Annotated in this window: 12 protein-coding genes; 9 read left to right on the top strand and 3 right to left on the bottom strand. The window is 56.8% G+C overall.

Annotated elements, in window-relative coordinates; genetic code table 11:
- The first annotated feature begins 77 nt into the window (after positions 1–77).
- From WA411_RS14295 to WA411_RS14280, 4 genes are all read left to right on the top strand, one after another.
- Positions 78–1,613 (top strand): fatty acyl-CoA reductase, encoded by a 1,536-nt coding sequence (locus tag WA411_RS14295; protein ID WP_291909768.1) that lies wholly within the window; start codon positions 78–80, stop codon positions 1,611–1,613.
- Positions 1,614–1,916: 303 nt separating this feature from the next.
- Positions 1,917–3,866 carry an acetate--CoA ligase gene (acs, locus tag WA411_RS14290; protein WP_136631807.1) on the top strand — a complete coding sequence of 650 codons (1,950 nt, stop codon included), beginning with the start codon at positions 1,917–1,919 and terminating at the stop codon, positions 3,864–3,866.
- Between the two features lie 44 nt (positions 3,867–3,910).
- Positions 3,911–4,576: a LuxR C-terminal-related transcriptional regulator gene (locus WA411_RS14285; RefSeq protein WP_069184146.1), complete on the top strand. Its 666-nt coding sequence runs from the start codon at positions 3,911–3,913 to the stop codon at positions 4,574–4,576.
- 465 nt (positions 4,577–5,041) lie between these two features.
- Positions 5,042–6,130, top strand: a complete 1,089-nt coding sequence (locus WA411_RS14280) for a fatty acid desaturase family protein (RefSeq protein WP_291909767.1) — start codon at positions 5,042–5,044, stop codon at positions 6,128–6,130.
- A gap of 71 nt (positions 6,131–6,201) precedes the next feature.
- Here WA411_RS14280 and WA411_RS14275 read toward each other — a convergent pair whose 3' ends face one another.
- Complete coding sequence (locus WA411_RS14275; RefSeq protein WP_291909765.1) at positions 6,202–7,185, bottom strand: D-2-hydroxyacid dehydrogenase; 984 nt, start codon at positions 7,183–7,185, stop codon at positions 6,202–6,204.
- Positions 7,186–7,424: 239 nt separating this feature from the next.
- Between WA411_RS14275 and WA411_RS14270 the strand changes: the two genes are divergently transcribed.
- Genes WA411_RS14270 through WA411_RS14260 form a run of 3 tightly spaced genes read left to right on the top strand, consistent with a single transcriptional unit; the run spans position 7,425 to position 9,417 of the window.
- Positions 7,425–8,651 (top strand): pyridoxal phosphate-dependent aminotransferase, encoded by a 1,227-nt coding sequence (locus WA411_RS14270; RefSeq protein WP_136629632.1) that lies wholly within the window; start codon positions 7,425–7,427, stop codon positions 8,649–8,651.
- Positions 8,652–8,660: 9 nt separating this feature from the next.
- Positions 8,661–8,852 carry a CPXCG motif-containing cysteine-rich protein gene (locus WA411_RS14265; protein ID WP_069184151.1) on the top strand — a complete coding sequence of 64 codons (192 nt, stop codon included), beginning with the start codon at positions 8,661–8,663 and terminating at the stop codon, positions 8,850–8,852.
- The gene (locus WA411_RS14260) at positions 8,845–9,417 is read left to right on the top strand and encodes a DUF1439 domain-containing protein (RefSeq protein WP_069184152.1); all 573 of its coding nucleotides are present in this window, start codon (positions 8,845–8,847) and stop codon (positions 9,415–9,417) included. Before WA411_RS14265 ends, WA411_RS14260 begins: the two co-directional genes overlap by 8 nt.
- A 7-nt stretch (positions 9,418–9,424) precedes the next feature.
- Here the strand turns inward: WA411_RS14260 and WA411_RS14255 are convergent, their stop codons facing one another.
- Positions 9,425–10,579, bottom strand: coding sequence for an isocitrate/isopropylmalate dehydrogenase family protein (locus WA411_RS14255; RefSeq protein ID WP_291909761.1), 1,155 nt, complete (start codon positions 10,577–10,579; stop codon positions 9,425–9,427).
- 189 nt (positions 10,580–10,768) lie between these two features.
- On the opposite strand from WA411_RS14255, the gene WA411_RS14250 reads away from it, so the two are divergent.
- Together WA411_RS14250 and WA411_RS14245 are read left to right on the top strand one after the other, a co-directional pair.
- A complete protein-coding gene (locus WA411_RS14250; RefSeq protein WP_291909759.1) occupies positions 10,769–11,539 on the top strand; it encodes an EAL domain-containing protein in 771 nt (256 codons plus the stop codon).
- A 29-nt stretch (positions 11,540–11,568) separates the two neighbouring features.
- Complete coding sequence (locus WA411_RS14245) at positions 11,569–11,925, top strand: hypothetical protein (protein ID WP_291909757.1); 357 nt, start codon at positions 11,569–11,571, stop codon at positions 11,923–11,925.
- A gap of 3 nt (positions 11,926–11,928) precedes the next feature.
- Here the strand turns inward: WA411_RS14245 and WA411_RS14240 are convergent, their stop codons facing one another.
- Positions 11,929–12,822, bottom strand: coding sequence for a LysR family transcriptional regulator (locus WA411_RS14240; protein ID WP_222466279.1), 894 nt, complete (start codon positions 12,820–12,822; stop codon positions 11,929–11,931).
- Between the last annotated feature and the right edge of the window lie 39 nt (positions 12,823–12,861).

Genomic DNA, 12,861 nt, shown 5'->3' with positions numbered 1-12,861 from the left:
CCGTACCTGATTCACAAACTTTTCTTTGGTTGGCAGGTGTGCGCCGACAACGAATCGAAATGAGAAGGAGTTCTCCCATGGCAACACAGCAGTTGAATCCCGAAGCGTCGTCCAAAGTACTTGAGCGGCTAAGGGGCAAGCATGTTCTGATTACCGGCACCACCGGTTTTCTCGGCAAGGTGGTACTGGAAAAGCTGATTCGCGCCGTCCCTGACATCGGCGGCATTCACCTGCTGATCCGTGGTAACAAGCGCCATCCCAATGCCCGGGAGCGTTTTTTTGACGAGATCGCGACCTCGTCAGTCTTTGATCGGCTGCGCCAGGATGACAACGAAGCGTTCGAAACCTTTATCGATGAGCGCGTGCACTGCGTGACCGGGGAAGTGACCGAGCCATTGTTTGGCCTGTCCGCAGACCGTTTCCGCAAACTGGCCGGAGGTATTGATGTGGTCATCAATTCCGCCGCCAGTGTGAATTTCCGTGAAGAGCTCGACAAGGCGCTTGCGATCAATACGCAGTGCCTTGAAAACGTCGCCGAACTTGCCCGACAGAACAAGTCCCTGGCGGTTCTTCAGGTTTCCACCTGTTATGTGAACGGCATGAATTCGGGGCAGATCACTGAGACGGTAATCAAGCCGGCCGGTGAGCCTATCCCCCGGAGTACGGAAGGCTATTACGAGATCGAGGAACTGGTTCGGCTGCTGGAAGACAAGATTGCGGACGTTCGTTCTCGCTATTCGGGAAAAATGCTTGAAAAGAAGCTGGTGGACCTTGGCATCCGTGAAGCCAACCATTACGGCTGGAGCGATACCTACACCTTTACCAAGTGGTTGGGTGAGCAGCTTTTGCTCAAGGCCCTGGCAGGGCGTGCCCTGACCATTGTCCGTCCATCGATTATCGAGAGCGCACTCGAGGAGCCCGCGCCGGGCTGGATTGAGGGCGTGAAGGTGGCCGACGCGATCATCCTTGCCTACGCTCGAGAGAAGGTTGCGCTATTCCCGGGCAAGCGGTCCGGCATTATCGATGTGATCCCCGTGGATCTGGTGGCCAATGCAATCATCCTGGCCGCTGCCGAAGCCATTGCTGATACTCCCCGTCACCGGATATACCAATGTTGCAGTGGCAGCTCTAACCCGGTTTCCCTGGGGCAATTCATTGATCACCTGATGGCGGAATCCAAAACCAACTTCGCAGAATACGATCAGCTGTTCTATCGCCAGCCGACCAAGCCCTTTATTGCGGTGAACCGCCGGTTGTTCGACGCCGTTGTCGGCGGGGTGCGCATTCCCCTGAGCATTACCGGGAAAGTCTTGCGTATGCTGGGCCAGAACCGCGAGCTGAAAGTGCTTCGCAACCTGGATACCACCCGCTCCCTGGCAACCATCTTTGGTTTCTATACCGCGCCGGACTATATCTTCCGCAATGACGACCTGCTGGCCCTGGCCGCTAGGATGGGGGAGCTGGACAAGGTGCTGTTTCCGGTAGACGCACGACAGATTGACTGGGCGGTATACCTGCGCAAGATTCACCTTGCAGGGCTCAACCGCTATGCCCTCAAGGAGCGCAAGGTATACAGCCTGCGCTCAGCCAAGGCCCGTAAAAAGGCAGCATGAGTCCGAAGCCCGGTCCCGCAGACCGGGCTTTTCTACCCGGCCTCCTCCCTTCCCGGTTTGCCATCGGCTCCAACCGAACTATCCTTTAGAAAGCTTCTCGTTCGGCGCAATTTACCGTTGTTTTCTTGCGGGATATCGACTTTTTTGGGCTAAAAGTTCAGGCGGATTAGGACGTTAGTCTAATTCATTGTGTAGTGGCTAGCATGGTGAACTACCACTATCCGTCTAAAGGGCCGGAGAGGCCGCAACGTCTGAATTCCAAAACCGACAATGACAACAGACTCTGACTAAAGGGGGAGCACAATGACTGATAAACAGGTATATCCGGTAAGTCCGGAAGTTGCCAAGCAGGCGCTTCTGAACCGGGAACAGTACGAAAAAATGTATCGCCAGTCAGTCGATGACCCGGATACCTTCTGGGGTGAGCACGGCAAGCGCCTTGAGTGGATCAAGCCCTACACCAAGGTGAAAAACACGACCTACGACTACAACAACCTGTCCATCAAATGGTTCGAAGATGGCCAGCTGAATGCCTCTGCCAACTGCCTGGACCGTCACCTCGAGAAGCGTGGCGACCAGACCGCCATCATCTTTGAAGGTGATGATCCTGCCGATTCGCGTCACGTGACCTATCGCGAACTGCACGAAGAGACCAGCAAATTCGCCAACGTCCTGAAAGGGCTGGGCGTGAAAAAGGGTGATGTAGTTACCATCTACATGCCAATGATTGTCGAGACAGCCGTCGCCATGCTCGCCTGCGCCCGGATCGGCGCAATCCACTCTGTGGTTTTTGGTGGTTTCTCTCCGGAAGCTCTGGGTGCGCGCATTGTAAACGGCAAATCCCGTTTCGTGGTGACTGCCGATGAGGGTGTTCGCGGCGGCCGCAAGATTCCGTTGAAGAAGAACGTGGATGCGGCCCTCAAGAACGAAGACACCGCCAATGTAGAAAAAGTCGTGGTTGTCACCCGCACCGGTAATTCCGAAGTGCCCTGGAATAACGCCCGCGACGAGCGTTACGAAGATCTGATGAAGTCTGCCTCTGCAGACTGCCCGCCAGAGCCCATGAACGCCGAAGATCCGTTGTTCATGCTTTACACTTCCGGCTCCACTGGCGCACCGAAGGGTGTGCTCCACACCACCGGCGGGTACATGGTCTATGCCTCCATGACCCACGAGTATGTGTTCGATTATCACCCGGGTGACGTGTACTGGTGTACGGCCGATTTTGGCTGGGTGACCGGCCACAGCTACATCCTGTATGGCCCGTTGGCCAACGGTGCCATCACCGTTCTGTTCGAAGGTGTGCCTAACTACCCGGACAGCTCGCGCATGGGGCAGGTGGTCGACAAACACAAAGTGAATATTCTCTACACCGCACCGACCGCGATCCGTGCCCTGATGGCTGAAGGCGAGTCCTGCATGAACGGCACGACCCGTGAAAGCCTGAAATTGCTGGGCTCCGTGGGTGAACCCATCAACCCTGAAGCCTGGGAGTGGTACCACCGGGTTATCGGCAACAGCAAGTGTCCGATCGTGGATACCTGGTGGCAGACCGAGACCGGCGGCATCCTGATTTCGCCGCTGCCCGGCGCCATTGATCTGAAGCCCGGCTCCGCAACGGTTCCGTTCTTCGGTGTCCAGCCGGCACTGGTGGATAACGACGGCAATATTCTTGAGGGCAAGACCGAGGGTAACCTGGTTATCCTGGACAGCTGGCCTGGCCAGATGCGCACAATCTATGGCGATCATGAACGTTTCGCCCAGACCTATTTCAGCACCTACAAGGGCATGTACTTTACCGGTGATGGCGCCCGTCGCGATGAGGACGGCTACTACTGGATCACCGGCCGAGTGGACGACGTTCTGAACGTGTCCGGTCACCGCTTGGGTACAGCGGAAGTAGAGAGCGCGCTGGTTGCCCATGATAAAGTCGCCGAAGCGGCCGTCGTTGGCTATCCCCATGAAATCAAGGGGCAGGGCATCTACGTCTACGTAACCCTGGTTCATGGCGAAGAGCCTTCTGATGAGCTGAAGAAAGAGCTGGTGCAGTGGGTCCGCAAGGAGATCGGCCCGATTGCCTCGCCGGATGTGATCCAGTGGGCGCCTGGACTGCCGAAAACCCGTTCTGGCAAGATTATGCGCCGGATTTTGCGTAAGATTGCCTCTAACGAGCACGACCAGTTGGGTGATACGTCGACGCTGGCAGATCCGGGTGTAGTCGATGACCTGATCAGCGGTCGTGCGAACCAGTAACGCCTGTGTGTTACCAGGCCACGTACCTGTAAGGAATTTGTTGAATGGCACAAACAATTATCGTCGCTGATGATCACCCGCTGTTTCGCGCAGCATTGAAGCAGGCGGTCAGTCAGGCGGTGCCCGATGCCGAGACGGTGGAAGTCGACAGCATCAAGGCACTGCAGGCGGCGGTAGAGTCGCATCCGGATGCGGATCTGGTTCTGCTGGATCTCAATATGCCGGGTGCCCACGGCTTCTCCGGGCTCGTGTTCATGCGCGGGCAATACCCGGGGCTGCCGGTGGTGGTTGTGTCAGGATCGGAGGAGTTGCAGGTGATGCGCCGCTCGATTGACTACGGCGCTTCTGGCTTCATTCCGAAGTCGGCGCCGTTGCCCACCATCACGGAGGCGATTCAGGCGGTCCTGGAAGGGGATGTCTGGTTGCCGGCGGGAGTGGCTGAGAAGATCGAGCGGATGCATTCGGACGCCACGGACTTTTCCGAGAAGTTGGCGTCGCTTACGCCACAGCAGTTCCGGGTGCTGGGTATGCTGGCCGAGGGGCTTCTGAACAAGCAGATTGCCTATGATCTGGATGTTTCCGAAGCAACCATCAAGGCGCATATCACGGCGGTGTTCCGGAAGCTTGGGGTTCGGAATCGGACCCAGGCGGTGATTGCGATTCAGCAGATGGAGATCGATCCTTCGGATCAGTCGTTGTCTGGTAGCTGATTTGGTTTTACTGGTTTGGATTTGAAACGGGAGCCTTCGGGCTCCCGTTTTTGTTTCTTTTATTGTGGTCCTCGTCCTTGGGGGTGGTGCCGAATGAAAAGGGCCTCCTCAGGACCGCTACGAGCACCCGCAAGCGGGTCCAGCCAGCAATCACAGATTGCTGTCGTTCGGCTGTCGCATGAAGCTTCGCTTCATAAACGCTCGGCCTCACCCATGTGCGCTTGGCTTTGGCCATCCATGGCCAAAGACATCCTGTGGAGGTCCTCTCCACCCGGCACTCTCAAGTCTCAGAACGATTTTCCGGTGTTATAAATTCGGTACAGATGTTCTATTTTATATCTCCTTTTTCTCGGTATCTAATCATTGGTGTTGCCATAACAGTTGTTGTTCGCTAAATTCAGCGCACAGTTGTACTCTCAAATAAAATTCTATGGCTGAATTTAATCGATTAGTAAAAGGTGAAAAATGAACGCTGCCGTACAACCCGACTCACTGCGCCCGACCGGTTTTGGCAAGCCAGACGAGCGGGAACTCAGGGATAGAATGAAGAAGGAACTGCCGGCGGATACGTTCAAGCCGCAAACCTGGCGGGTCATCTGGTTCCTGCCGTTGCAACTGATGATCTGGGGAGGCATTGCCACTATTTTGCTGGCGGGACTGCCGTGGTATGGGAATCTGGGGCTTGGTCTGCTGGTGGGCCATACCATTGGTTGTCAGGCGTTGCTGGCTCATGAGGTGCTGCATGGGGCGCTGGGGATGAGCCGGCGCTGGCAGAACTTTTTCGGCTGGTTGGGGTTCGGGCCGTTGATTGTGCCGCCTGAGTTCTGGCGCCGTTGGCATAATGTGGTGCATCACGGAAATACCAATGCGGGTGATGTGGACCCGGACAGCTTTGGCACCCTGCGTCGCTATAAGGCGGACCCCAAGCAGAAGAAGTTCACCAAACTGGCTCCCGGTTCAGGTACCTGGTACAGCTATCTGTTTCTGGCTTACTCCTTTACCTTCCACGCCCAGCTGGTGCTGTGGTTTCAGGCCAGACGGCGGAAGCAGTTCAAAGGGTTTGATCGCCGCAGGGCCATTCGGCAATCATTCGCTTGTGTGGCGGCGTGGGCGGTGTTGGCAATCGCCTCCGGACCGCTGGCGGTGTTTACGGTTTTGATTCCAATTATGGCCGCCAACGCTTTGGGGCAGGGTTATATCCTCACCAATCATTTCCTGCGCCCGCAAACGGCAACCAATAACCCGCTGGATAACTCCATGAGTCTGCGTAGCCACCCGCTGCTGGACCGACTGCATTTCCGGTTCAGTCACCACGTTGAGCATCACTTCTTTCCGAAAATGGGCCACAACATGGCGCCGCGGGTTCGTCGGTGGTTGGAGGACAATTATGGCGACCGGTATGTAGCCATGCCGCATGGTACGGCGCTAAAGCTGCTTTACCGCACGCCTCGGGTTTACAAGTCACCGACGGAGCTGGTGGATCCGAATAATCCGGAACGTGTGTTTGATTTGTTGCCTTTGCAGCAGAGGTTTTCCGCAAGTAATCGTGTGTAGGCGAGTATAGTCGGATTACGCCTAAGGCTAATCCGACCTACGGTCGCCCACACCCCTGGATCCGGACTCAACTACTTGCTACCGGCGTACCCCAGTTCCTTGTCCACCAGGTTGAACAGCTCCTCGCCTTTGTGCCAGCGGTCGAAGTTCTCCAGGAACTGGTCGGTCAGGGCCCGCTTCCAGCCGATGAAGTCGCCGGCCATATGGGCTGTCATGGTGACGTTCTCCATGTCCCAGAGCGGGTGATCTTCAGGTAGCGGCTCTTCCTCGAAGACGTCCAGGCCGGCGCCGGCGATTTCGCCACTTTTCAGGGCTGTTATCAGATCATCGGTTTTGACGATCGGGCCGCGGCCGATGTTGATCAGTCGGGCGGACTTTTTCATGGCCTTGAAGGCCTTCTCGTCAAACAGGCCCTCGGTCTGGGGTGTCAGGGGTGCTGCAATTACCACGAAGTCCGCGTGCCCCAGCTGCTCGTAAAGGTCGTCGTTGCCGTGTACCGCGACAAAATCCGGATCCTCTTTTCTCGGTTTGCGGGCAATGCCGTGGGCCTTCAATCCGGCAGCGCCAACCAGCCGGCCGATCTGGCGGCCGATAGAGCCTGCTCCAACAACCAGAACCTGCTTGCCTTCTGCGCGCTCGGTGTCCCGGTGCTTCCACTGGTGCTTCATCTGCAGCCGGATGGAGTTCGGGAAATCCTTGGCGAACATCAGGATGGTGCAGAGCACGTACTCGGCAATGGTGCGGTCGAAAATGCCGCGGGCGTTGGTCACGGTGACATCGCCTTTGATCAGGTCCGGGAACATCAGTGCATCAACGCCAGCACTGGTGGCGTGGATCCATTTCAGCTTGTCTGCCGTGTGCCAGGCGGCCGCCAGGGCCTCTGTGCGAAAGTCCGTCACCATCATGATGTCGGTGCCGGGCAAGGTGTCGCGAAGGGTCGGCTCGTCACAGGCAAATCGAACCTCGGCGCGGGCCCTGACGGCGTCCATTCCTGGCGGTTCCTGTTCCTCGGGTGCGGTGAGAACGGTAACAACAGGTTTGCTGTGCTGAGTCATTGAGCCTCCGCCTATGATGATGAGTGACTGTCTGTGCCTGGTGTTCGTCCATGGCCAATTTACAGTCTGGTCGGCAGGTACTGTCGGGTCAACTTGCGGGGCAACAGATTTTGCTCTGACCGCGGTGATGGCGGTACTTTCACGTACATCATCTATATGATTTTTTGTCTTGTAGAGGCTTGCCATACTGACTAACCTGCAGGAGTGGATTCTATTTGCCCCGTTTGCAGGAGGTGTTTATGGCAGAAGCCGCCAACAAAGAAACCGGCCAGACCAAACCGCGTCGAGTGAAGTACCGGAAGAACAAGGCCAGTTGGAACCCTGCCATGCAGGCGATTCCGGTGCCCGGCATCAGGCGCATGGTGAATATGGCGGCCACCATGAAGGATGTCATTCATCTTTCCATCGGTCAGCCGGACCTGCCGACCCCCAAGCACGTCATTGATGCCTATGTCGACGCGCTCAATGCGGGGCAGACCGGCTACACCATGGATGCCGGACTGCCGGAACTGCTGGTGGCCCTGCGCGACTATTATGGCAAGCGTTACAACCGCAAACTGACCCGGGATAACATCCTGATTACCAGCGGCGCCACAGAGGCCATGTACCTGGCCATTTCCGCCACCTCTGCGCCAGGGCGGCAGTTTATCGTAACGGACCCGTCCTTCCTGCTGTATGCGCCCCTGATCCGGATGAATGGTGGCGAGGTGAAATTCGTCCAGACCCGGGCGGAGAACAACCACCAGCTGGATCCGGATGAGGTAATCCGGGCGATGGGGCCCCGCACCTTCGCGCTGATCCTGAACAACCCCAACAACCCGACCGGGGCGGTTTATCCGCGCAGCACTGTTGAAACCATCCTTGAGGAGTGTGCCTACCGGGGTATCCAGGTTTATGCGGACGAAGTCTACGACCATCTGATCTTTGATGATGACGACTTCGCCAGTGTGCTGAACTGCTCGATGGATCTGGACAACATCATGTGCATCAGCAGCTTCTCCAAAACCTACAGTATGGCGGGGCTGCGTGTTGGCTGGGTGATTTCCAGCCAGGCCGCCATAAAATCGCTGCGGCGCTACCATATGTTCACCACGTCGGTGGCCAATACCCCCTCCCAGTTTGCCGGTGTGGCAGCGCTCACGGGGGACCAGCAGTGCGTTCGCGATATGGTCGACATTTACCGGGAACGTCGGGACAAGGTGGTTGAACTGGTTGATCAGACCCCCTACATGACCGGGTACAAGCCGGGCGGTGCGTTTTTTGCGTTTCCTGACCTTCCACCCCATGTGGATGGTTCGGATCTGGCCCTGCGGATGCTGAAGGAAACCGGTGTCTGCATGGTGCCCGGTGATGCCTTCGGTGAAGGGTGTACCAACGCCGTCAGGATCAGTTTCTCCACAACCTGCGAGAAACTGGAAGAGGCGTTTGATCGCGTCATTCCGTGGATGGCCAAACAACAGTTCTGAGGTGATGCCATGTCAGCCCTGGACTCGGTATTGATTCAGTGCCCGTACTGCTGGGAGACGCTGGATATCAGCGTCGACCCGTCAGTGCCGGAACAGGAGTATGTCGAGGATTGCCAGGTCTGCTGCAGGCCCATACTGTTGCGCGTGGTTTTTGACGACAATCTGACACCTCATGTAGAGGCCCGGGCTGAGAATGAATAGAACGTCGCTGTATGTTTGCCGCACGCTTCTGGTCCTGGTGGTGGTGCTTGCCAGCGGCTGCGCCAGTCTGTCGCCTTATTCGATTTCTGAAGGCGAGCTGGAGAGGCATCTCCAGGATGTTGTGAGCGAATTTGATCGAAACCAGTTGAACAGCGGCTCCCCGCTGAGCCTGAGTCTCGATGACGCCAACATCACCCTGGGGCCCGATGGCCGGGACGTGGCAGTAATCGATGTGAGGGGGCAGGTTGCCCTGAATGCGTTGATGGCGAAGCTACCGGTGGATATTGCCCTGAAGGTTGAGGGGGCGCCGGTTTACGACAGCTCGGAGAAAGCCATCTTCATACGGCGATTGCAACTTCTTGAAAGCAGTATCGACTCTCCGTTCTTCAAGGGGGATCTGAAGCCGGTAACCGATACGGTCATGCGGCTGGTGGCCCAGATGCTGGAGACCATGCCGGTATACCGGCTGGACGAAACCGATTTCGCCCAGCGTATGTTCGGTATGATGCCAGTAGATGTGCGCGTGGCGCCTGGCCGCCTGGAATTCGTGATGGCCGACCAGTAGCCCTGGTTTACTGAGACAGTCTCTCGCAGATTGCAGAACCGATTTCGTGGGTGCCACGCCGACGACCTGAGTTTTCGGCCAGGTCTGCAGCTACGGCATCGAACAGTTCCTTCCCTGCGGCGGCAATGGCAGGATCCTTGCGCCCCAGCCATTCGAGCATGCGGGCGGCAGTGAAAAGCATGGCGGTGGGGTCCGCCAGGCCCTGCCCGGCGATATCCGGAGCACTTCCGTGGGTGGGCTCGAACATCGAGGGCATATCCGGATCGGTGGGATTCAGGTTGCAGGAAGGTGCAACGCCCATGCCCCCTGAAAGCACTGCGGCAAGATCCGTCAGAATGTCACCCTGGAGGTTGCTGGCCACCACGACATCGAAAGCCCAGGGGCTTTGCACAAACTTCATGCAGGCCGCGTCCACCAGTTCATGGTGCGTGGCCACATCCGGGTACTCTTTGCTGATTTCGTCAAAGGCCTCGGTGTACATATCACCCCAGTAGCGTAGGGCATTTCGCTTGGTGATCAGGCAAACCTGGCTTTCGCAGGTGCGGCCATCCAGTGTCCGGAAGGTCCGCGTCCGGCCTTCCTTGACCCGATCAGCAGCACGGTTTCGCGCTTGTTCGAACCCATAACGGATGATCCGGTCGGTTGCTTTGCGTGTAAAAACCTCCATCTGCGTTGCCACTTCGTCCGGCGTGCCTTTGCGCAACCGCCCGCCCTGGCTGACATATTCACCCTCGGAGTTTTCCCGAATCACAAGCATGTCGATGTCTTTGGCGCGTTCGTCCGCCAGATACTGCCGGGCGCCCGGCAAAAGCCGGGCCGGACGCTCGCAGACCCACTGGTCGAACCCCTTGCGCATGTCCAGCAGCGGGGCCAGGGATATGCTGTCTGGCAACAGGTAGCGGTCCGGATCGTCCATAGGGCCCGGATCGCCAAGGGCGCCCAATAGAATGGCGTCGTATTTCTGAAGCTGGGCGAGGGCATCCGCCGGCATGGATTCACCATGTTCTTCGTGCCAGGCGTGGGAGGGCCAAGGGAATCGCGTCCACTCAAGGTCCAGGCCGTGTTTTGCACGCAGGGCTTCCAGGCAGCGCACAGCCTCGGCCACCACTTCGGGGCCTATGCCGTCGCCCGGGGTTACAGCGATACGGGTAGATTGGGCCATTCGGGAAACTCCTTTTGGGGACAGATACGTATAAACAAACCCCAGTTTAGTCATGTAATCCGGGGATTCCACCGTTTGACATGCTTTAACCACAAAGTGGTTTTACCAGGGAGGGGTTCGCAGCTATATTGGTCAAAAACATGTCTAATAAACACAGTAAAACCGCCAGAACTGCAGTCAGGAGTTGAAGTGAACCAGCCCGCCGTACTTTTTGATGAGTCTCATTGTGAGCAATGTGCCTGTGGAGCAGGACTGGATTTTTCCTTCAGCTTCGCATTTCAGCCAATAGTCGATGTTATCAACAAATCTGTTTACGCCTACGAAGCCCTGGTAAGGGGCACGGAAGGCGAGGGCGCCATGAGCGTACTCTCCCAGGTAAATGAGCACAATCGCTATGCGTTTGATCAGGTATGCCGCGTGAAAGCGGTTAAGCTGGCCGCCAGGCTGGGCATGGACACGATGCTCAGCATCAATTTCATGCCGAATGCGGTCTACCGGGCCGAATACTGTATTCGTACAACCCTGGCAGCGGCCAAGACCTACGATTTCGATACCCGAAAAATCATTTTCGAGCTGACCGAGGATGAGGCGCTTAACTCAACGTCTGTCGATCATCTCGTGTCTATTATCGAGGCTTACCAGGAAATGGGGTTTAGTACCGCCATTGATGACTTTGGCGCCGGCTTTTCGCGCTACAACATCATGATGGCGAGCCCGCCCAATCTCCTTAAACTGGATATGGCGCTGGTTCGTAATATTCACAACGAACCCAACAAGCAGGCGGTGGTGGCCGGGATCATCACAATGATGAAACAGCTGGGCGGTGAGATTATTGCCGAGGGCGTCGAGACGAAGGAAGAGTATTTCTGGCTTCGATCCCAGGGCATCAATCTCTACCAGGGATACCTGTTTGCCAAACCTGGTTTCGAGTGCCTTCCGGAGCCCGCGTTCCCGGCATAAACCGCCTTTGAACTGACAGGAACAAAATCTTGCTATACAGAATGATTACCTTTGTGGGCGGGTTGGTTTTCGTAATCATCCTGTTCGCCCTGATCTGGTTTTTCTGCAAGAAATTTCTTGAGCATCATGGTGTTACTGACCAGGTAAAAGACCGTGCCATGGTTCTGTCTACCTGGACTTTCGCCGGTATCAGCGTGGGGCTGGTCTTCGCGGTAGTTGGCGCGTTCGTCCTTGGCCCTTGGGCTTTCTACCGAACCCTCAGGGGGCACGGTGTGGATATATCCGATGGTGCTGCCGTCTGGTGGGGGCTTGGGATCGTAGTGGCCTCCCTGGGCATCACGGCTATCGGATTTTTCGGTTTCCTGATGCTTGTGGGGGCCTACTGATTCTTAACTGATAGCCTTCAATTGCTCCCGGAACCAGATCAGCGCTGGCTCCCTCTCATAAGCCTTGTGCCAATAAAGGTGAACATCGATGGATGGCAGGTCCGCTGGCGGGTCCATTATCCTGATGTTGGCCCGTTCGGCGATGATTCGGGCGTACGCCTCTGGCATGGTCAGCAGCAGATCGGTTTCCTCCACCACTCTGCAAGCAGCGTAGTAATGCTGGCAACGAAGCCGTATGCTCCGTTGAACTCCCAGCCTTGATAGCTCGAAGTCTTCAATGCCGGGTCCTTCAGTCCGTGACGACACCAGTACGTGTTTTGCGGACAGGTACCCTTCCATATCCAGAGTGCCGTCTGCCAGTGGATGCCCCTCCCGGGCCAGCACTACCAGGCGGTCGCGCCGCAACAGTTCGTGAGATGTCTGATTGCTTACCGGCAGCAGCACATCCACGGCAAAGTCCAGTTTGCCTGCAGCCAGTTGCGTCTCCATGTCGCGCCGCGCGATCCGCTGGCTGACAATCTCCAGTTCCGGGTAAGCGTCAAGGCGAGCCATAAGGCGCGGGAGGAAGGTGGATTCCAGAATGTCCCGCAATCCGAGCGAATAGGTTTTGCGCTGGGTGGCCGGATCAAAGGCATGAAACTGGTTTACCGCGCCCTGTATCTGAGTAAGCCCTGGCCGCATGGATTCGAGGAACCGGCGTGCCAGGGGGGTTGGCACCATCTGATTGCCCTGGCGGGTAAACAATGGATCATCAAAATGGTCCCGAAGCCGGGAGAGTGAATGGCTGACGGCCGGCTGGGTCAGATGCAGCGCTCTGGCCGCGCGGGTCAGGCTGCCTTCCCGGTAAATGGTATCGAACACGTGCAACAGGTTCAGATCAAGGCGATTGAGGGCCATGGGTGGAGTCCGTTTACGATTCGTTTTGAATAAGCGTGG

The organism is Marinobacter sp. CH_CUG1437-1 (assembly GCF_037029655.1).
GTDB lineage: Bacteria > Pseudomonadota > Gammaproteobacteria > Pseudomonadales > Oleiphilaceae > Marinobacter > Marinobacter salsuginis.
This window is presented reverse-complemented; position numbering and strand designations above follow the sequence as displayed.